This is a genomic window from Sphingomonas sp. 179-A 2A2 NHS (assembly GCF_045371305.1).
Taxonomy (GTDB): Bacteria; Pseudomonadota; Alphaproteobacteria; order Sphingomonadales; family Sphingomonadaceae; genus Sphingomonas.
On record NZ_JBIQDE010000001.1, the window covers coordinates 483,780 to 504,415 of the forward strand.

Genomic DNA, 20,636 nt, shown 5'->3' on the forward strand with positions numbered 1-20,636 from the left:
GGGCCGCCCGCGCTTTGGCGGACGCCGGGGCACGACGGTGGGCAACGCGGGTGCCCGGGCGACGTGCGCCGATCGCAGCCCCGTGGCCGCGCAGCACTAGGACCGAGGCGAACAGATGCTCGCCCGCGGCCTTTCGTCGCTCGAACGGAAGAGATCCGTGCCTCCGCCATCCCCTGAGCGCGAGACATGAGCGACAGCGCTGGCAGGTCTCCTGGCTCGCGGGTCGTCGCTCGAAACACGCCTTCCCGGGATCATCCCAGTGGCTGGCCGGACGAGACCGCCGGCGCCTGTGCTTCTCACTCACCGCTTACAGTTGCAGGGACAGCCGCGGAATTGAGGGGCACGCCCCTCGCACCGCATTCCCGTTTTCAGCCCCGTCAAAGGGCACCGGCGCGATCTTCGGGCCCGGGCACGCCCGGATCCGGCGGCGCCTGTAATCGAAACGCGCGATGGCGTACAATGCAAATCGCGCTCGGCAGCGGGAGCCGTTCCGCCGTCCGCCCGTTACCTTGCGCATCGGGGCGCACTTGGGAGGATATCGGATGAAGGCAGCGGACGTATTCACCAAGCTTCCCCTCGAGCTGAAGCCCGATCCGTCCCGCACCGTCATCCGCCCGTTCAGCTTCGCCTATCCCGAAGCGTTCGCGCGTGGCCGGCCGCCGCGCATGCAGGAGGTGGTGCAGCGGCTCCTCGCACTCAGCCCGGCGATGCGACGGCGGATGCGCACCCTGCTTGCCATCCCGATGCACGAACGACACGACAATGCGGACGAGACGTTCCTGCGCCGCTTCAATTCGGTCTGCGAGGAGATCGGCCTTGATCCGTCGCTGTCGGAAACTGATCGACTGCTGATCGGCGCCTATTTCAGCCAGGAATATGCCTTTGAATCCGCGGCGCTTTTCAATCCCAGCATCGTGCGCCTGCCAGACGCCGACGTGACGGACGACAAGATGCCGTTCCTCCTCTCACTACGCGGGATCGGTGAGGGCCATATTTCATCCGTCACCTTCCGCACCGGAACCTGGGACGGCGGGACCGACGTGGTGATCGATCCCGCGAGCCAGCACGGCACACCGCCGCGGCTCGATGGCGTCATCGACGGGTGGTCGCATCTGATGTGCGATGAAAGCGACGACGTGTCCGAAACCGTCATCTTCCCGGTTCTCCCAAGCCAACGACAGGGCGTTGAGGACCTGCGCATGGTGAACTTCACCGACGATGATGGCTCCAAGAGCGTGATTGGCACCTACACTGCGTTCGACGGCGTCAAGGCCACGCAGGAGCTGCTGCGCGGGGTTGACCTTCGCACCTTCCAGATGCGCGCGCTGACGGGGGCGATGACGGCCTACAAGGGCATGGCGCTGTTTCCGCGGCGCATCGACGGCAAGTTCGTCATGCTCGGCCGACAGGATAACGAGAACATCTGGCTGCTGCGGTCGGACGATATCAGCCACTGGGACGAAGGGGAACGGATCATGGCTCCGAAATATCCCTGGGAGTTCGTTCAGCTCGGCAATTGCGGCTCCCCGATCGAAATCGACGAAGGCTGGCTGGTGTTCACCCATGGCGTGGGGATGATCCGCGGTTATTGCGTCGGCGCCTGCCTGCTCGACAAGTCTGATCCGTCGAAGGTGCTGGCACGCACGCCCTCGCCCCTATTGTTCCCCAGCGCCGAGCAGCGCGGCGGCTATGTCCCGAACGTCACCTACAGCTGCGGCGCGCTTCGCCATAAGCGTAACATCCTGCTGCCCTATGCGATTGGCGACGAGTATAGCGCCTTTGCGGTCGGCAAGGTCGATGACATCCTGTCGGTGATGGAGCCGGCCTGAGCGTGGCGAACGGCAACCGCAGCAGCGCCTGATCCGTTCGCCTGATCATGGCCGTTACCGACATCGCAACCCGCACCTACGATCACGCCTTCCGGCTCGATCCGATCGTCCGAAGCCTGCTCGATACGGATTTCTACAAGCTGCTGATGCTGCAGATGATCTGGCGGCTGCACCGCGACGTGAACGTCACGTTCGAACTGATCAACAGGTCCGGCGCCGTTCGGCTCGCCGACATCATCGACGAGGGCGAGCTTCGCGCGCAGCTCGATCACGCCCGCACGATCCGCTTCACGAAGAAGGAACTGATCTGGCTCGCCGGCAACAGCTTCTACGGCGAGCGCCGCATGTTCGCGCCCGATTTCCTCGCCTGGCTCGCCGATTTCCAGCTGCCGGGATATGAACTGTCGCGTGCGGACGGCCAGTTCCAGCTGCGCTTTGCCGGCCCGTGGACAGACACCACCATGTGGGAAATCCCGGCGCTCGCCATCGTTAACGAATTGCGCGCGCGGGCGACGCTCCACGGCAAGGGCCGGTTCGCGCTCGACGTCACCTATGCGCGCGCCAAGGCGAAGCTCTGGGCCAAGGTCGAGCGGCTGCGCGCACTCCCCGATCTCGCCATCTCGGATTTCGGCACCCGGCGCCGGCACGGCTTCCTGTGGCAGCGCTGGTGCGTCGAGGCGCTGAAGGAAGGTCTTGGCGATCGGTTCATCGGCACGTCGAACGTGTTGCTCGCGATGGACAATGATCTCGAGGCGATCGGCACCAATGCGCACGAACTACCCATGGTGGCGGCCGCGCTCGCGCCCGACGATGCGGCCCTCGCCCAGTCACCCTATCAGGTGCTGGAGGAATGGCGCGGCCAATATGCCGGCAACCTGCTGATCGTCCTTCCCGACACCTATGGCACCAGCCGCTTCCTCACCGACGCGCCCGACTGGGTCGCGGACTGGACCGGCTTTCGCCCGGACAGTGCGCCCCCGGTCGAGGCGGGCGAGGAGATCATCGCCTGGTGGCAGGAGAAGGGCCGCGATCCACGCGAGAAGCTTCTGATTTTCTCGGACGGCATGGACGTCGAGTCGATCGAGCGCGTCCGTCACCACTTCGCGGGGCGCGTGCGGACCAGCTTCGGCTGGGGTACCAACCTCACCAACGATTTTCGCGGTTGTGATCCGGACGGGCATCCGGGGCTGGAGCCCATCTCGCTCGTCTGCAAGGTCACCAGCGCCAACGGCCGGCCGGCGGTCAAACTATCCGACAACCCCGCCAAGGCATCCGGCGACCCGGCGGAGATCGCGCGTTATCTGCGCGTGTTCGGCGCCTCAGGCTACGCCGCGCACACGCCCGAGGTCTGAGCGCGTCAGCCCTCGTGCAGCTGACTCAGCGTCCGCCGGACCGCATCGTGCCAGCCAGCGACGAGCGGCGCCCGCGTCTCGGGGCTCATCGACGGCGCAAAGCTGCGCTCCCGGGACCACAGGCCAGCCAGTTCGTCGAGGCCTGACCAAACACCAGTCGCCAGTCCCGCATGGAAGGCCGCGCCACGCGCGGTCGTCTCCAGATCGGTCGGCCGCTCCACCGTCATGTCGGTGAGATCCGCGAGAAAACCGCAGAGCCAGTCGTTCGCGGCCATGCCACCATCGACACGCAGCAGCTTTGGCCGGCCGCCGCCATCGGCCGCCATGGCTTCGGCAAGGTCGAGCGTCTGGTAGGCCACCGCCTCCAGCGCCGCCCGCGCCAGGTGCGCCGCCGTCGTATCCAGCGTCAGCCCGTGGATCGAGCCCCGCGCCTCCGGGTCCCAATGCGGGGCGCCAAGCCCGACGAAGGCCGGCACCATATAGACGCCGTGGCTGTCCGCGACGCGCGTCGCCATGTCGTTGGTCTGGCTGGCGTGCGTGATGATGCCGATGCCGTCGCGCAGCCACTTGATCGCCGCGCCGGCGACGAAGATCGAGCCTTCCAGCGCATAGATGGTCTTGCCGCCCAGCCGATAGGCGGGTGTCGTCAGAAGCCGGTGCTTCGATTCCACTGCCTCCGCGCCGGTATTGAGCAACATGAAACAACCGGTGCCATAGGTCGATTTGGCGGTCCCGCGATCGAAGCAGGCCTGACCGAACAAGGCGGATTGCTGGTCCCCTGCCATCCCGGCAATTGGGATCGGCGCGCCAAACAGGTCGGCATCCGTGGTGCCGTAGAGGTGCGCATTGTCGTGCACCTCCGGCAGCAGTGACATCGGCACGCCGATCGCGCGGCACAATTCCTCGTCCCAGCTGCTGCGATGGATATCGAACAGCATCGTGCGGCTGGCGTTGGTGACGTCGGTCGCATGCACCTTCCCGCCGGTCAGCCGCCACAAGAGGAAACTGTCGATCGTGCCGAACGCGAGCTCGCCGCGCTCGGCGCGTGCCCGCGCGTCCGGCACATTGTCCAGCATCCACGCTATCTTGGTGGCTGAGAAATAGGGATCGATCAGCAGGCCCGTGCGGGCGCGGATCAGATCCTCAACGCCGTCCGTGCGCAGCTGCGTGCACAAGGCCGCGCCGCGCCGGTCCTGCCAGACAATGGCATTGTGGATCGGCACGCCAGTGGCGCGGTCCCAGATCACCGCCGTTTCGCGCTGGTTGGTGATGCCGATCGCGGCAATTGCCTGGAGTGACACCCCACTCTTCTCGATCGCCTCACGCGCGGTCGCCAGCGTGTCGCGCCAGATGTCTTCGGGATCATGCTCCACCCAGCCATGCGCCGGATAATGCTGCGCAAACTCGGTTTGCGCGATCGCGACGCGGCGCGCGGCATCATCGAACAGCACGCTACGCGTAGAGGTCGTCCCCTGATCGATCACCAGAATGTGGGACGCCATTTACACCTCCATCGACTTTCGAAACGAACCTCGCGCGCTTTCGTACGAACGTCAACGCTTTCATTTGCTGACCGCTTCCCTATGTTGCCTACACCAGTTCGGAGCAAAGATGATGGCGGCAAGCGCCGTAGGAAGTGCCGACGGCGGCACGGTCGACCTGCTGATCGTGGGCGGCGGAATCAACGGCGCGGGCATCGCTCGCGATGCGGCGGGCCGCGGCCTGTCGGTGCTGCTGGTCGAGCAGGACGATCTGGCAAGCCACACCTCGTCCGCCTCCACGAAGCTGATCCATGGCGGCCTGCGCTATCTCGAATATGGCGAGTTCCGCTTGGTGCGCGAGGCGCTGATCGAGCGGGAGCGGCTGCTCGGCATGGCGCCCCACATCATCTGGCCACTCGAATTCGTCCTGCCGCAAACGCAGTCGCCGCGTCCGGCCTGGATGGTTCGCCTCGGCCTCTTCCTCTACGATCATCTCGGCGGGCGAGAGAAGCTGCCCGGCACCCGCACCGTGCGGCTCGAACGCTCGCCGCTTGGCGACGGGCTCGCGACGCCTTCGGGCAAGGCGTTCGTCTATTCTGACTGCTGGGTGGAAGACAGCCGTCTGGTCGTGCTGAACGCCATGGATGCTGCTGCCCGCGGCGCCCGGATCGAAACGCGCACGCGGATGGTGTCCGCCCGTCGCACGGACAGCGGCTGGATCGCTACCATTGCCGATGCACGCGACGAGCGCGAGGTACGCGCCCGCGTCCTCGTCAACGCAGCCGGCCCTTGGGTTGCGGACGTGCTCGGCCGCGTACCCGACGCGCGCACCGACCGCGGCGTCCGGCTGGTCAAGGGCAGCCACATCATCGTGCCGCGACTGTATCACGGCGATCACGCGTTCATGCTGCAGAACCCGGACCGCCGGATCGTGTTCGCTATTCCGTACGAGCAGGATTACACGCTCGTCGGCACGACCGACGAGGTGTGGAACGAGCCCCCGGCCAAGGCGTCGATCAGCGCTGACGAAACCACGTATCTGCTCGAAACGGTGCGGCGCTACTTCGCCCGGCCAGTTAGCGAGAGTGATATCCGCTGGACCTACGCCGGTATCCGGCCGCTCTATGACGACAAGTCGTCGAACGCCTCGGCCGTCACCCGTGATTACGTGCTCGACCTCGACGCCGGCGAAGGGCGGGCCCCTATGCTGAGCATCTTCGGCGGCAAGATAACGACCTATCGCAAGCTCGCCGAACACGCGCTCGAAGAGCTCGCTCCCTTCTTCCCGGATGCCGGCAATTCATGGACAGCGGGCGCCACGCTTCCCGGTGGGGACATGCCGGATGCTGACTTCGACCGCTTCGTCGCATCGCTGCAGGCCGCGCGTCCCGGCCTGGACGCCCCGCTTCTGCGCCGCCTCGCCCGCGCCTACGGCACCCGCGTCGATCGGCTGCTGGGCGAAGCGCAGACCGTTGAAGATCTCGGCCGGCCATTCGGTGGCGATCTCTACCAGGCGGAAGTCGATTATCTCGTCGCCAACGAATGGGCGCGGACGTCAGAGGACGTGCTTTACCGACGCAGCAAGCTCGGCCTCCACACCCCCCCGGGTACCGCGACGGCGCTCGACGCCTATTTCGCCAATACGTCGCGGCAGACGGCATGAGCGCGCCGGGCACCGACGTCATAGCCGCCCGCCACCGGGCGATCCTGGAGATCGCGCGCCACACCGGCAGCGTTTCTGTGGATTCGCTTGCCGAGCAGCTAGGCGTCACCCCGCAGACGATCCGCAAAGATTTGAATCTGCTCGCTGATCGCGCGATGCTGGCACGCGTTCATGGCGGGGCGATCATCACCTCCGGCGTCGACAACCTGCGCTACGCCGAGCGTCGCCACGTCGCGGCGGAATCGAAGGCCGCGATCGGCGCTGCGGCGGCAGCACTGGTTCCTGATGGCGCCAGCCTCTTCATCAACATCGGTTCGACCACCGAGGCGATTGCCCGCCATCTCACCGGCCACCGCAATTTGATGGTGATCACGAACAACCTCAACGTCGTCGACATCCTCGCTGAGTGCCCATCGATCGAGGTGATCGCCGCTGGTGGCCGCGTGCGGGCCAGCGATCGCGCCGTGGTCGGCGCCCTGGCGATGGACTTCATCCGCGGCTTCAAGGTCGATTTCGCGCTGGTGGGCGCCTCCGCGATCGAGCCCGACGGGACGTTCCTCGATTTCGATATCGACGAGGTCCGCGTTTCGCAGACCATCATTGCACAGGCGCGTCAGGTGATCCTGGCGCTGGACTCCTCGAAGCTCGGTCGCCCGGCGCCGGTGCGTGTCGGTGATCTTGGCGATATCGACTTCCTCGTCACCGATACGCTAGCGGACGCAGGATTGGTGCAGGCGTGCAGCCTCGCGGAAGTGCGGGTGGTGGAAACCGCGCCATCCGCGACGGGGGCGCAACAGGGGGCGTGATGGACCGGTTCGATTTCCCGCTGGCGAAGGCGTTGACTCGCCGCCGGCTGCTCGCGGCAGGTGCCGGCGGTGCCGCTGCGACGATCGCGGCACGGGCGCTTGCCGCCGACGTCGACCTCAGCCTCCCCCGCGGCGCGGGGGCGCGGCCGCTCACCAGCGACTTTCCGCAAAAGGGGACGATGATCCTGCAGCGCGCGCGCCCCGCGCTGCTCGAGACACCGATGGAGGTCTTCCAGCAGAACCTCTTCACCCCGAACGACCGCTTCTACGTCCGCTGGCATTGGGGCGACATGCCGAACGCGATCGACGTCGAGGCCTATCGCATCCGTCTGTTCGGCGCGGTGAACCGGCCGCTGTCGATCTCGCTCGCCCAGTTGCTGCGGATGCCGCGGATCGAGCTTGCCGCGGTCAATCAATGCTCCGGCAATTCGCGGGGGCTGTTCCAGCCGCGCGTGCCCGGCGCGCAATGGGGCCATGGGGCGATGGGCAATGCGAAGTGGATGGGCGTCCCGCTTCGCCACCTGCTCGATCTTGCCGGCGTCCGTGCAGGTGCTGTCGCGATACGGGTCGGCGCGCTCGACAAGCCATCGGTGCCCGGCGCCCCCGACTTCGAGAAGTCACTCGCCATCGATCATGCACGTGATGGCGAGGTGATGCTCGCCTTCGCCATGAACGGAGAGCAACTGCCACTGCTGAACGGCTTCCCGGTGCGCATCGTCGTGCCCGGCTGGTATTCCACATACTGGATGAAGACCGTCGACTCGATCGAGGTGCTCGAGAGCGCCGACGAGGGCTATTGGATGGCGAAGGCCTACAAGATCCCCAAGACACCGCGTGCGCATGTCGCCCCCGGGACAAAGGATTTTCCCAGCGAGCCGATCAACCGCATGAACCCGCGGTCGTGGATCACCAGCCTCAGCGACGGCGCTGCCTATGGATATGATCCGGTGCTGCCGATCGAGGGGATCGCGATGGGCGGAGACACCGGGGTGACCGCCGTCCACATCTCCGGCGACAATGGCCGCAACTGGATCGAGGCGAAGCTTGGTCCCGATGAAGGGAAATACGGCTTCCGTCGCTTTGTCGGGCGGATCGGCGTACCTCGGCGTGGGCGCGTCCGCTTGATGTCCCGCTGCACCAACACGCGCGGCGAGATGCAGCCGATGGAGCCGAACTGGAACCCCGGCGGCTATATGCGCAATTGCGTCGAACCCGTCACCGTGGCGCTCACCTGATGCGCGCGCCCTCCACCGGTGCGATCGTCGGCGTCCTCCTGCTCGCCACCCTGCTTGTCGCAGTGCTGCTCGGCACACGCCATCGCCCTGCCGAGCCCGCACGCGCCAGCGCGGTTGCGCCCGCCAGCAGCGTCGCTTCGAACGGCTTCACCCTCACCTCCACCAGCGTCGAGCCGGTGACCGACGATGCGACCTTTCCCGCCGGACCGCACGCCGATCTGGTCAACCAGCGTTGCCTCGCCTGCCACTCGGCCAGCATGGTGCTGACCCAGCCGCCGCTGAAGCGCGAGCAATGGCAGGCGATCGTCGAGAAGATGCGCGACACGTATCACGCTCCGCTGGCGCCGGGCGAGGTACCGCTGATCGTCGACTATCTATCGCGCAGCGGCGCCTCGATCAGCAGCAGCGAGCGATAATTCGGATCAGATCGGCGAGACGCCAATGAACTTCAGCAACCCCAGCACCAGCAGAAGCAGTGCAATCGCAGCGATGATCTGCCCGACGTTGAAGCTCGAACGCTGGACCACGACGGTTTCGTCCTTGCGAACTTCGGCCATGGCATTTCTCCCCAAGTAGATAAAAGAGGGATGCGGCGGGCGAACCGTCGCATGCCGTAACAATCCCTGGGAATGGCTTCGGTTCATTGACGCACGCTCGCTCACCACGATCTTCTGTGACACGGCAGCGCCGGCGCCCTACACGGCAAGCAATGGATATGCCCCCGAACGCGGCCGCTTCTCCCGCCAGCCTCGGCATCGATCGACATCGGCCCACGATCCGCGATGTCGCCCGGCTCGCTGGCGTGTCGATCAAGACCGTGTCGCGCGTCATCAACGATCAGCAATATGTCAGCGCCGAAAAGCGCGATCGCGTTCGCGCCGTGATGGATGAACTCGCCTTCCAGCCGAGCCAGGCGGCCCGGGCGCTTGCCGGCCACCGCTCGCACCAGATCGCGCTGATCTGCGACAATCCCAATCCCTGGTACGTGTACGAGATCCAGCTTGGCGTTCGCGAACGCTGCGCGCGCGACAAGATCCGCATGATCGCCCAGCCCTATGATCGTGCCTCGCCCACGCTGCTGGAGGATATCGTCGCCCTCATCGATCAGGCGCACCCCGATGGGCTCGTGCTTGCCCCGCCAGCGTGCGACGACCAGCGCGTGCTCGGCGAACTTAACCGGCGGGGCATTCCCTTCGTCCGTCTTCAGCCCGGCACCCGCATGGAGGAAGGGCCAAGCGTCCTCATCGACAATGAAGCGGCTGCCTTCGACATGACGCAGCATCTGATCACGCTCGGCCACCGCCGGATCGGCTTCGTCGTCGGCGATCGCAGCTATGCCGCCTCGGAGCAGCGGCTGGCCGGCCACCACCGCGCGCTCGCCGCCGCCGGCATCGAGAGCGACGAAGACCTTATCCAGGAAGGGCGCTTCGACGTTGCCTCGGGTGAGGCCGCGGGTGCCGCGCTTCTCTCGCTGCCCAACCCGCCGACAGCCATCTTCGCCTCGAGCGACGACATGGCGGCGGGCGTGCTCGCTGCTGCGCACCAGCGCGGCGTGACGGTGCCGGGCTGTCTGTCGGTCGCGGGTTTCGACGACGGTCCCACCGCGCAGCTCGTCTGGCCGCCCCTCACCACCATTCGCCAGCCGGTCCGCGCGCTCGCCGATGCGGCTACCGACCAGTTGCTTGCCGGCGAGGATGCATCCTCCTCGCGCCGGATCGAGCATAGCCTGGTCGTGCGCGCCTCCACCGCGCCGCCCGGCAGTTGACGATCCAGCGCGGGGATGACACCGCTGTCCTATGGTGAGGGAGTAGCACGGCGATGGATGAAACGATCACTAACGCCCGTCGGGGGTGGATCGTGGCGCTCGCCTTCGCCGCGATCATGCTCAACTACGTCGATCGACAGATCATCGCGCTGCTGAAGCCGATGCTGCAGGCGGAATTCGGCTGGAGCGATCGTGACTACAGCCACATGGCCTCCGCCTTCCAGTTCAGCGCGGCGGTCGCCTTCCTTGGCACTGGCTGGTTCATCGACCGCATCGGCCTGCGCCGCGGCTTCGCGATCGGCGTCGGCGCATGGAGCCTTGCCGGCATGGCGCACGCCTTCGTCAGCAGCGTGGGCGGCTTCGTCGCTGTCCGTGCGGCGCTTGGCGCGGCGGAATCGATCGGCACGCCGGCGCAGGTGAAGACCGCCGCCACCTATTTCCCGCCAAAGCAGCGCTCGCTGATGCTCGGCATCGGCAACATGGCGTCGAACTTCGGCGCGGTGGTGGCGCCGCTCACCATCCCCGCACTCGCGCTATGGCTCGGCTGGCGCGCCGCCTTCCTCATCGCCGGCGGGCTCGGGCTCGTCTGGGTCATCGCCTGGCTGTTCGTCGCACCGCGCCCTGCCGTAGAATCGGACCAGCCGGCGCCGGGTGAAGAGGGCGCGAGCGTGCCATGGCGCACACTGCTCAAGGACCGCCGGCAATGGGCCGTGATTGCCGCCAAGGCGCTCAGCGATCAGGTTTGGTGGTTCCTCCTGTTCTTCATGCCCGATCTGTTCCACCGCCTGTTCGGCATGAGCCAGGGGACGCTCGGCCTGCCGATCGCGATGATCTATTTCCTCGCCGCGATGGGCTCGCTCACCGGCGGCATCCTGCCGACCTGGCTGCTCTCGCGCGGCGTCAGCATCAATGCCGCGCGCAAGGGCTCGATGCTGCTCTACGCGCTGCTGATCCTCCCCGTCCCCACCCTGCTGCTGACCAGCGATCCATGGGTCGCCGCGGCGCTGCTCGGCCTCGGCCTCTTCGCGCACCAGGGCTTCTCGACCAACGTCTTCGGCATGACGGCGGACATGTTCGCGCCGCGCGTCATCGGGACCGCGATCGGTATTGGAGCCTTCGCTGGCAACCTCTCCGGCATGGGGATGATCGAGCTTGCCGGCTGGTCGCTCGACAACGGCCACGGCTACACGCCGCTGCTTTTGATCTGCGGCGGTTCGTATCTCGTCGCCCTGCTCTTCATCCACCTGCTCGTGCCGCGGCTGGAGATCGCCAAGGCGGCGTAAGCACGCCGTTCTTCGCAGCCGCATTGCTGCTCAGCCTCTTTCACCCACCCCTTGTGATCGGTATAGGACAACGGTGTCTTATCTCCCCTCTCCCGCTCGCTCCGTCGCCCTGGGTGACACTGGCCTAACCATCAGCACCATCGCCTGGGGCATGTGGCGTTTCCGCGGCACCGACGTCGCCGCCGCCCGCGCACTGGTCGAGGCGGCGTTTGATGCCGGCGTCACGCTGTTCGACACCGCCGACATCTATGGCCCCGACAATGACGAGGATTTCGGCGCGGCAGAAGCGCTGCTGGGCCGCGTCTTCGCCGAGGCACCGGCATTGCGCGACAAGATGGTGCTGGCGTCCAAGGGCGGCATCCGCATGGGCGTGCCGTATGATTCGGGCGCGACCTATCTGGCCGAGGCGATCGACGCGTCGCTGAGCCGGCTGGGCTGCGAGAAGATCGACCTGTATCAGATCCACCGCCCGGACCTGCTGGCGCATCCGCAGGAAGTGGCGCGCGCGCTGGACGATGCGCGTGTCGCGGGCAAGATCAGCGCGATCGGCGTGTCGAACCATACGCCAAGCCAGACCGCGGCGCTGGCCGAATATCTGACCGTGCCGGTCGTCAGCCATCAGCCGGAATTCTCGGCATTGGCGATCAAGCCGCTGTTCGACGGCCTGTTCGACCAGGCAATGCAGCGTGGCATGGCGGTGCTGGCCTGGTCGCCGTTGGGCGGTGGTCGCCTGGCCGATCCGACCGACGAGCGCGCGCGTGCCGTTGCCGCCTTGCTCGACGTGAAGGCGCATGAGGCGGGCGTTGACCGCGCCGCCGCCGCCTATAGCTGGATCATGGCGCACCCAGCGCGCCCGATCCCGATCGTCGGCACGCAGAATGTGTCGCGGATCGCGACGATCCCCGACGCCTACAAACCACAATGGACGCGCGGGGAATGGTACGCCGTCCTTCAAGCCAGCATGGGAGAGCGTTTGCCGTGACCGGTTCGACCAATAAACAGTGCGAAGTCAGCTGGTTTTCGGCGCTGTGCGATGACGATTACGAGTTTCTCGGCGTTCCCGATCCCAAGCTGAAGTCGAGCTGGGAGCATTGCCGCGACATCGTGCTTCAGGCCGAGAGCGGCGGGTTCGACAATATCCTGCTGCCGTCGGGCTATGCGCTGGGCATCGACACGACCGCCTTTGCCGCGGCGATCGCGACGATGGTGAAGCGTATCCGGCTGCTGATGGCGGTGCGCATCGGCGAAAGCTGGCCGCCGCAGCTGGCGCGCCAGATCGCGACGATCGACCGCATCCTGGGCGGGCGGCTGACGGTCAACATCATCTCCTCCGACCTGCCGGGCGAAACGCTCGCGTCGGCGCCGCGCTATGCCCGCACGCTGGAGGCGATGCAGATCCTCAAGACCATGCTGAACGGCGAGCCGCTGGACCACCAGGGCGAGTTCTGGAAGCTGAAGCTGGACCCGCCGGCCGTCACCACCGTGTCGGGCAAGTGCCCGCCGCTGTATTTCGGCGGCCTGTCGCCGGACGCTCGCGAGACCGCGGCGCAGGGCGCCGACGTGTATCTGATGTGGCCCGACAAGCGGGAAGCGGTGCAGTCGATCATCGACGACATGACCGCGCGCGCCGCCAAGCACGGCCGCACGCTGAAGTTCGGGTATCGCGCGCATGTCATCGTGCGCGAGACCGAGAGCGAGGCGCGTGCCGCCGCCGATCGCCTGCTGTCCAAGCTGGATGCGGCGCAGGGCGAGGCGATCCGCAACAAGTCGCTCGACACCCAGTCGACCGGCGTCGCGGCACAGGCCGCGCTGCGCGAGAATGCCAGCGACGACGGCTATGCCGAGGACAACCTGTGGACCGGCGTCGGCCGGGCGCGCTCGGGCTGCGGCGCGGCGATCGTCGGTGATCCCGACCAGGTGCTCGCCAAGCTTCGCATGTACCAGGACATGGGGATCGAGGCGTTCATCCTGTCGGGCTATCCGCATGCCGCGGAGGCCGATTTGTTCGCGCGCCATGTGCTTCCCAAGCTGCAGCACGGCCCGCTGACGCTGTAACAACCTTCCCCGGAGGCTTTTGAATGACGGTGACGCTTCGCCCCGCGGAGAGCGGTTTCGATATCTTCGCGGGCGAGGCGCTGGTCATTCGCCACCGCGCCGACGCGCCTGCGCTGTTCGTCGGTGCGGGGCGGCCGCTGGTCGACATGTACCGCGGCAATTACTTCCTGGAGGACCGCGTCGACGAGCGGATCGCGCTGCGCGAGGCGAGCGTCGCTGGCGACACCGTCACGCTGTCCGCCGGTGGGCGCGCGCTGCTGACGCTGACGTTGCGTGACGATGCGCTGCATCTGGAAGCGCTCGATCCGGCGCTCAACCGCCTGTGGCTCAACATGGTCGGTGCGGCGGGCGAGCGGCTGTGGGGCGGCGGCGAGCAGATGTCCTATGTCGACATGGCGGGGCGGCGCTTCCCGATGTGGACGTCGGAGCCCGGCGTCGGGCGCGACAAGTCGACGCTGCTGACGTTCCAGTGCGATCGCGACCATCGTTCGGGCGGCGACTATTGGAACACCAACTATCCGCAGCCGACGTACCTCTCGTCGCGGCGCTATGCGCTGCACGTCGATACGACGGCCTATAGCTGCTTCGACTTCCGCGATGCTGCTGCGCCCGCGGTCGAGGTGTGGGAGGTGCCGGCGCGGATCGAGCTGTTCGCCGCGACGCGCTTTGCCGATCTGGTGACGCAGCTTTCGACGCGGTTCGGGCGCCAGCCGCTGCTGCCCGAATGGGCCTATTCGGGCGCGATCCTGGGGCTGAAGGACGGCGCCAACAGCTTCGACCGGATGGAGAAGATCATCGCGGCGGGCGCGGTGGTCACTGGCCTGTGGTGCGAGGATTGGGTCGGGCTTCGCGTCACCAGTTTCGGCAAGCGGCTGTTCTGGGACTGGAAGGCGAACGAGGCGCGCTATCCGCATCTGCGCCAGAAGATCGCCGAGCTGAACGAACGCGGCATTCGCTTTCTTGGCTATGTGAACCCGTATCTGGCGGTCGACGGATCGCTGTATGTCGAGGCGGCGGAGGCGGGGTATCTCGCGCTTAAGCTCGACGCCGATGAGCCGTATCTGGTCGATTTCGGCGAATTTGATTGCGGGATCGTCGATTTCACCAATCCCGCCGCCGCCGACTGGTTCGCCGATCGCGTGATCGGGCGCGAGATGCTGGATTTCGGGCTGTCGGGCTGGATGGCCGATTTCGGCGAGTACCTCCCCACCGACGTTCGCCTGTTCGACGGCACCGACGGGATGCTGGCGCACAATGCCTGGCCGACGATCTGGGCCGAGGTGAATGCGCGCGCGATCGCCTCGCGCGGGAAGACGGGCGATGCGCTGTTCTTCATGCGCGCCGGGTTCAGCGGCGTGGGCGCATATTGCCCGCTGCTGTGGGCCGGCGACCAGAGCGTCGATTTCACGCGGCATGACGGGATCGGCACGGTGATCCGAGGGGCGCTGTCCTCCGGCCTGGTTGGCAATGCCTATCACCACAGCGATCTGGGCGGATACACCAGCCTGTACGACAATGTCCGCACCGCCGAGCTGCTGATGCGGTGGAGCGAGTTGTCGGCATTCTCGCCGATCATGCGCAGCCATGAGGGCAATCGGCCCGACACAAACCTTCAGCTGGATGGCGACGCCGAGGTGCTGGCGCATTTCGTCGCCATGACGAAGGTGCACGCGGCGCTGGCGCCCTATGTTGCGGAACTGTGCCGCGAAGCGGCGGCGACCGGCCTGCCGCTGCAGCGTCCGCTGTTCCTCGACTATGAGGATGACGCGACCTGCTGGGGCGTGGAGACGCAATTCGCTTATGGCCGCGACCTGATCGTCGCGCCGGTGATCGAGGCGGGCGCGGAGCGGTGGCGCGCGTATCTGCCGGCCGGGGCCGAGTGGCGGCACATCTGGTCGGGCGAAACCTTCGCCGGTGGCGCAACCGTCGAAGTGGCGGCGCCAATAGGCCAGCCGCCGGTATTCTACCGCACCGACAGCGTGCATGCGGCAGTCTTCGCCGGTGTCGGCCATAACCATCGGGCATGAGGGCTCGCACGAACTGACCGCCACGCGGCGTGGCGGCACTTCTATGATGACGCGCAAAACTCGTGAATCAGCAAGACCGGGGGCAGCCGGTGCGTGAACGGAAAGCGATGACCAACTATCCCACGCTGCCGCTTGCAGCCGATCTCTACAATGATCTGGAACCCGATCCGCAAAGCAGCTGGCGGGATCTCATTCCCGGGCTGGTCGTGGCGGTGCTCGCGACGATGGCGGCAGCATTCGTCGCTGATCATTATGCCGCGCCGCTCACGCTCATGGCCCTGCTGATCGGTCTCGCCTTGAACTTTCTCGGCGCGGATCCGCGCATGGCGCCGGGGTTGAACTTCGCGTCCAAGACGCTGCTTCGCGTCGGCATCGTGCTGGTGGGCGCGCGCATCACGCTCGGCCAGATCGTCGGGCTCGGCCCGCTGACGTTGCTTGCCGTGGTCATCATCTTGCTCGCGACGCTCGGTGTCGGTGTCCTTGTTGCCCGCGCCACCGGCATGGGCAGTGCCTTTGGCACGCTCGCCGGCGGGGCGGTTGCCATCTGCGGCGCCTCCGCCGCGCTGGCCCTCGCGACCACGCTGGGCGAGAAGCGCGCCAATCAGGCCCAGCTCGCGCTCGTGCTCGTCGGCATTTCCGCCGCCAGCGCCGCCGCGATGTTCCTTTACCCCACGCTCGCGCATCAGCTCGGGCTCAGCGATCGTCAGGCCGGCTTCATGCTCGGCGCCTCGATCCATGACGTCGCCCAGGCGCTCGGCGCCGGGTACAGCTATTCGGACAGCGCCGGCCAGGTCGCCGCCATCGTCAAGCTCACCCGCGTTGCACTGCTCGCGCCGGTGCTGGCGCTCGTTGCCGCCTTCTTCCGGCCGGAGGATGGCAAGAAGACCGGGATCACCCTTCCCTGGTTCGTCGTCGGATTCTTCGTCTTCGCCGGCATCAACTCGCTCGGCCTCGTCCCGCCACTCGCAAGCCGCAGCGCGCAGGATATCGCCACCGCCTGCCTCGCCTGCGCCGTCGCCGCCACCGGCATCCGCGCCCCGATGAGCTCCCTCCTGGAAACCGGCACGCGCCCGCTGCTCGCGATCATCGTTTCCTCGATCGCTGCGCTCCTGCTGTCGCTCGGCGCGGCGCTGCTGCTGCTATAGGCTGAAGATCTTTCCGGGATTGAAGAGGTCGTGTGGATCAAGCGTCCGCTTGAGCGCGCGCATCACGTCCACCGCCTCGCCAAGCTCGCGCACCAGCCACGGCTGTTTGCCCAAACCGATGCCATGTTCGCCCGTGCAGGTGCCATCCGCGGCCAGCGCACGCTCGACAATGCGCGCGTTGATCGCTTCGACCTGCGCCCGCTCGTCTGCGCTGTTCGGGTCGAGCGAGAAGATCACGTGGTAATTGCCGTCCCCGACATGGCCGACGATCGTCGACGGCACATTCGCTTGCGCCAAATCCTCCTTGGTCGCGACGATGCACTCGGGAAGCCGGCTGATCGGCACGCACACGTCGGTCGTCCAGCCGACGCCGCCCGGCCGAAGCGCGATCGCAGCATAATAAGCCTCGTGCCGCGCCTTCCACAGCCGGCTGCGCTCCTCCGGCAGGTTCGACCACGCGAACTCACCACCGCCGTTCGCCGCGGCCAGTGCGCGCACCGTTTCCACCTGCTCTTCCACCCCGGCAGGCGAGCCGTGGAACTCGAAAAACAGCGTCGTCACCTCGGGCAGGTCCAGCTTCGACCACCGGTTCACGGCGCGGATTTGCATGTCGTCCAGCAGTTCGACGCGCGCCAGCGGCACGTCGAGCTGGATCGCCTGCACCACCGTCTCCACCGCCCCGTCGATGGAGGCAAAGCCGCACGTCGCGGACGAAATCACTTCCGGGATCGGGTGCAGCCGCACCGTCACTTCGGTGATGACGCCAAGCGTTCCGTCCGCGCCGACATACAGCCGCGTCAGGTCATAGCCCGCGGCCGATTTGCGCGCGCGCCGCGCCGTTTGGATCACCTTCCCCTCCGGCGTCACCACCGTCAGGTTCAGCACCGCCTCGCGCATCGTGCCGTAGCGGACGGCGTTGGTGCCGCTTGCCCGCGTCGCGGCCATGCCGCCGATCGTCGCATTCGCGCCCGGATCGATCGGGAAGAACAGCCCCAGGTCACGCAGATGCTCGTTCAGCTGCTCGCGCCTGACGCCGGCTTCGACCGTGCAATCGAAATCGGCCGCGTTCACCGCGACGATCCGGTTCATCTCGCTCATGTCGAGGCTGATGCCGCCGCGCACGGGCACCGCATTGCCTTCGATCGACGTACCCGCGCCGAACGGCGCGATCGGGACCCGAGCCGGCACGCAGATCGCGACGAGATCCGCCACATCCTGCGTCGACCGCGCGAAGACGACCGCATCAGGAAGCACCGGCGCGAAATGCGCCTCGCTCGACCCGTGCTGCACCCGCATCGCGTCGCTGGTGTGCAGCTGCGTACCAAAGCGTGCTGCCAGCGCCGCTATCACATCGGGATCAAGCGCGGCTCGCCAAGGATCCGAAACAAGCTGCATGGCATCACGTCCTTTCGCCGCCAAAGGGCGTAGATGGCGCGCGCACGTCCGCCAACAACGATTACTTTCCCGGTCCTCAGGCGCGCCAGCCGCCCCCCATCGCCTGGTATAGCGCGACCAGCGCGTTCAGCTGGTCGGCGCGAAGCTGCACCAGCGTCAGTTCCACGTTGAGCAAGGAGCGCTGCGCATCCAGCTGCTCGAGGTAGCTCGCATAGCCCGCGCGATAGCGATTGGTCGCATGGCGAAGCGCCTCCGCCAACGCCGTACGCTGCGCCTCCAGCCGCACGCGTTGCGCCGCCAGCCGGTCCACCGCCGCCAGCGCGTCCTCCACCTCGCGAAACGCGGTCAGCGCGGTGCGCTGATAAGTGAATGCCGCTTGGTCGCGCCGCGCTGCCGCTCCTTCGACGTTGGCGGTCAGCCGTCCGCCGGCGAACAGCGGCGCTAGCACGCTGGCCCCGGCGGACCAGATCGTCAGCGGGTTTGCCAGCGCGCTCGACAGAGCGAGCCCGCCCGATCCGGTCAGCTGGATGCTCGGCAGGAACTGCGCCCGTGCGGCGTCGAGCGAGCGGTCGGATGCCACCAGCGCGCGTTCGGCCTGTGCAATGTCTGGCCGCCGCCGCAACAGGTCGGACGGCAGGCCAGCCGGCACCGGCAACGGCCGCAAGTCTGCCAGAGATGCACCGCGCGGAATGTCGCGCGGCGCATCGCCTTGAAGAACGCTCAGTGCGTTTTCCTGCCGGCGGATCGCCAGCTCCGCCTGCGGCAGCAATTGCGCCGTGGCCTCATACTCCGCCTCCGCCTGGCGGAGCTCCAGCTGCGAGGTATAGCCCGCCTCGGCGCGTGACCGCGCGATGCGCAACGCCTCGGCGCGCGAGGCGATCGTCGCTTCCACGACGAGGCGACGCGCATCGAGCGCACGCAGCGTGATATAGCCGCTCGCCGCGGTCGCCGCGATCGACAGCACCACTGCGTCGCGCGCCGCTTCGCTCGCCAGCGCCGCCTCCCGCGCCGCCGCCACCTGGCTCGAGATGCGCCCGAACGCATCCACTTCGTAGCTTGCCTGGAACAGCGGCTGCGCGCTCGTCGTCTCCACCGCGGTACCAAAGGCGCTGACACTGCGCCCGTGAGTCACGCCGCCGCCGGCGCTGAGCGACGGGAACAGCTGCGCGCGCGCCAGCCGCTCATTTGCCCGCGCCTCCTGCACGCGCCCCGCCGCAATCGCGATGTCGGGATTGCGCGCCAGCGCCGTCTCCACCAGTCCGCTCAGCACGGGATCGCCGAACTGCGCCCACCAGTCGCGATCAACCGCGGCGCTCGCGGCGGGCAACGCGGTTCGCCAGGCGATCGGCGCCGTCACATTCGCCGCTTCCGGGCGCGGCGGATTGGGCGCCGAGCACGCCGCCAGCGCGCTCCCGACCAGCAGGACCAGGCGTCCCCTCATCGTGTGGCGGATGCCGCGCTGCGCGTGTCCACCCGCGCCTCCACCGACATGCCGGGGCTGAGGCGCGGGTACAGCGGGTCTCGGGCATCGACGGCGATGCGCACCGTCAGCCGCTGCGGCACCTTCACGAAATTGCCCGTCGCATTGTCCGGCCGGATGACCGAGAATTCGCTCCCCGCTGCCGGCGACAGCCGTTCCACCCTGCCGCGAAGCTCTGCGCCGCCAAGCGCGTCCACCGTCACGGTCGCCTGCTGGCCCGGGCGGATCAGCGCGGTCTGCGCTTCCTTGAAGTTCGCCGATACCCACACGGTCGGCGGCACCAGGAACATGAGTTGGGTGCCCGCCGTCACATATTGCCCGAGCCGGACGGATACTTCCCCCAGCCGCCCGTCCTGCGGCGCGCGGATTACCGTGTTCGACAGGTCGATCTGCGCCAGGCGAAGCGCCGCGCGTGCATTTTCGACCGCCGCCTCGAGCCCGCCGCGCCCGACCAGTACGGAGCGTACATCCTGCTCCCCGATCGCCCGCTGCGACTGCGCCTGCAGCACGCCCGCGCGGGCCTGCGCCAGCGCCGCCCGCGTCTGATCGCGCTCGCGCTCCGAGACTGACCCTTCCGCCACCAACTCGTCCACGCGGCGCATGTCCGCCTCGGCGCGCAGCAGCTGAGCGCGCGCATTGGCGATCGCCGCTTGCTGGCCGCCGAGAGCAGCCTCGCGCGACCGCTGGCTCTGCGCCGAATTGGCGAGGTTCGCGAGCTGCGTCGCCACCGCCGCCTCCGCCTGCTCCACCCGCTGGCGATAGATGCGATCGTCGATCCGCGCGAGCACCTGCCCGCGCCGAACGGTCTCGAAATCGCGCACCGTCACTTCGGTGACATAGCCGTTCACCTGCGGCGCGATGACGGTGGTCTGCCCGCGGACATAGGCGTTGTCCGTCACCTGAACGTAGCGGCGGAACGGCGGCAGATCCCAGGCATAGAGCGCCAGCAGCACACCCGCGATCAGCAGGCAGACGAAGATGATCGTGCCGCGCCTGCTGCCCCGCGGCGGTGCCCAGCCGCGCCGCGGCGCCTCGGCGCTGCCCGGCTCGACGGGATCGTGAAGCCGCTCGTTTTCTCCGGCGTCGCTTGTCTCTGCCCGGCGCATCGTCGTCGTGTCGC

The 20,636-nt window shown here is 67.3% G+C and carries 17 protein-coding genes and 1 riboswitch; of the genes, 12 read left to right on the forward strand and 5 right to left on the reverse strand.

Translation table 11 applies throughout. The features are described from left to right. Positions 1-183: 183 nt before the first annotated feature. Positions 184-407, reverse strand: a riboswitch (cobalamin riboswitch). 135 nt (positions 408-542) lie between these two features. Together ACH0AE_RS02260 and pncB are read left to right on the forward strand one after the other, a co-directional pair. Then, positions 543-1,829, forward strand: coding sequence for a glycoside hydrolase family 130 protein (locus ACH0AE_RS02260; protein WP_294443392.1), 1,287 nt, complete (start codon positions 543-545; stop codon positions 1,827-1,829). Positions 1,830-1,876: 47 nt separating this feature from the next. Further along, complete coding sequence (pncB, locus tag ACH0AE_RS02265; RefSeq protein ID WP_294443393.1) at positions 1,877-3,181, forward strand: nicotinate phosphoribosyltransferase; 1,305 nt, start codon at positions 1,877-1,879, stop codon at positions 3,179-3,181. A gap of 5 nt (positions 3,182-3,186) precedes the next feature. Here the strand turns inward: pncB and glpK are convergent, their stop codons facing one another. Then, on the reverse strand, positions 3,187-4,683 hold the full coding sequence (glpK, locus tag ACH0AE_RS02270; RefSeq protein WP_294443394.1) for a glycerol kinase GlpK: 1,497 nt from the start codon (positions 4,681-4,683) through the stop codon (positions 3,187-3,189). 112 nt (positions 4,684-4,795) lie between these two features. Here glpK and ACH0AE_RS02275 point away from each other — a divergent pair, with 112 nt between their 5' ends. From ACH0AE_RS02275 to ACH0AE_RS02290, 4 genes are read left to right on the forward strand one after another with little or no spacing between them, the layout of a single operon-like run. Next, a complete protein-coding gene (locus tag ACH0AE_RS02275) occupies positions 4,796-6,325 on the forward strand; it encodes a glycerol-3-phosphate dehydrogenase (RefSeq protein WP_406875407.1) in 1,530 nt (509 codons plus the stop codon). Then, positions 6,322-7,131, forward strand: coding sequence for a DeoR/GlpR family DNA-binding transcription regulator (locus tag ACH0AE_RS02280; RefSeq protein WP_406875408.1), 810 nt, complete (start codon positions 6,322-6,324; stop codon positions 7,129-7,131). Before ACH0AE_RS02275 ends, ACH0AE_RS02280 begins: the two co-directional genes overlap by 4 nt. After that, complete coding sequence (locus tag ACH0AE_RS02285; protein WP_406875409.1) at positions 7,131-8,366, forward strand: molybdopterin-dependent oxidoreductase; 1,236 nt, start codon at positions 7,131-7,133, stop codon at positions 8,364-8,366. The genes ACH0AE_RS02280 and ACH0AE_RS02285 overlap by 1 nt, the downstream gene beginning before the upstream one ends. Then, entirely contained in the window at positions 8,366-8,782 is a 417-nt protein-coding gene (locus tag ACH0AE_RS02290; RefSeq protein WP_294443399.1) for a hypothetical protein, read from the forward strand. The genes ACH0AE_RS02285 and ACH0AE_RS02290 overlap by 1 nt, the downstream gene beginning before the upstream one ends. A gap of 6 nt (positions 8,783-8,788) precedes the next feature. Here ACH0AE_RS02290 and ACH0AE_RS02295 read toward each other — a convergent pair whose 3' ends face one another. Continuing rightward, entirely contained in the window at positions 8,789-8,923 is a 135-nt protein-coding gene (locus ACH0AE_RS02295) for a hypothetical protein (RefSeq protein WP_294443400.1), read from the reverse strand. A 158-nt stretch (positions 8,924-9,081) separates the two neighbouring features. On the opposite strand from ACH0AE_RS02295, the gene ACH0AE_RS02300 reads away from it, so the two are divergent. The 6 genes from ACH0AE_RS02300 (at position 9,082) to ACH0AE_RS02325 (ending at position 16,641) form a co-directional block, all read left to right on the forward strand. Next, positions 9,082-10,131 (forward strand): LacI family DNA-binding transcriptional regulator, encoded by a 1,050-nt coding sequence (locus ACH0AE_RS02300; protein WP_294443401.1) that lies wholly within the window; start codon positions 9,082-9,084, stop codon positions 10,129-10,131. Positions 10,132-10,184: 53 nt separating this feature from the next. Further along, on the forward strand, positions 10,185-11,414 hold the full coding sequence (locus tag ACH0AE_RS02305) for an MFS transporter (RefSeq protein ID WP_294443402.1): 1,230 nt from the start codon (positions 10,185-10,187) through the stop codon (positions 11,412-11,414). A gap of 73 nt (positions 11,415-11,487) precedes the next feature. Next, on the forward strand, positions 11,488-12,396 hold the full coding sequence (locus ACH0AE_RS02310) for an aldo/keto reductase family oxidoreductase (protein WP_406875410.1): 909 nt from the start codon (positions 11,488-11,490) through the stop codon (positions 12,394-12,396). Continuing rightward, the gene (locus tag ACH0AE_RS02315; RefSeq protein WP_241212617.1) at positions 12,393-13,469 is read left to right on the forward strand and encodes an LLM class flavin-dependent oxidoreductase; all 1,077 of its coding nucleotides are present in this window, start codon (positions 12,393-12,395) and stop codon (positions 13,467-13,469) included. The genes ACH0AE_RS02310 and ACH0AE_RS02315 overlap by 4 nt, the downstream gene beginning before the upstream one ends. Before the next feature lie 23 nt (positions 13,470-13,492). Then, positions 13,493-15,496 carry an alpha-glucosidase gene (locus tag ACH0AE_RS02320; RefSeq protein WP_406875411.1) on the forward strand — a complete coding sequence of 668 codons (2,004 nt, stop codon included), beginning with the start codon at positions 13,493-13,495 and terminating at the stop codon, positions 15,494-15,496. Between the two features lie 107 nt (positions 15,497-15,603). Further along, entirely contained in the window at positions 15,604-16,641 is a 1,038-nt protein-coding gene (locus ACH0AE_RS02325) for a YeiH family protein (RefSeq protein WP_294442985.1), read from the forward strand. On the opposite strand, the gene ACH0AE_RS02330 is transcribed toward ACH0AE_RS02325, so the two are convergent. From ACH0AE_RS02330 to ACH0AE_RS02340, 3 genes are all read right to left on the reverse strand, one after another. Next, positions 16,636-18,036, reverse strand: coding sequence for an FAD-binding oxidoreductase (locus ACH0AE_RS02330; protein WP_294442984.1), 1,401 nt, complete (start codon positions 18,034-18,036; stop codon positions 16,636-16,638). The genes ACH0AE_RS02325 and ACH0AE_RS02330 overlap by 6 nt on opposite strands. 76 nt (positions 18,037-18,112) lie before the next feature. Continuing rightward, on the reverse strand, positions 18,113-19,477 hold the full coding sequence (locus ACH0AE_RS02335; protein WP_294442983.1) for an efflux transporter outer membrane subunit: 1,365 nt from the start codon (positions 19,475-19,477) through the stop codon (positions 18,113-18,115). Further along, on the reverse strand, positions 19,474-20,622 hold the full coding sequence (locus tag ACH0AE_RS02340; RefSeq protein WP_406875436.1) for an HlyD family secretion protein: 1,149 nt from the start codon (positions 20,620-20,622) through the stop codon (positions 19,474-19,476). The genes ACH0AE_RS02335 and ACH0AE_RS02340 overlap by 4 nt, the downstream gene beginning before the upstream one ends. Positions 20,623-20,636: the final 14 nt, after the last annotated feature.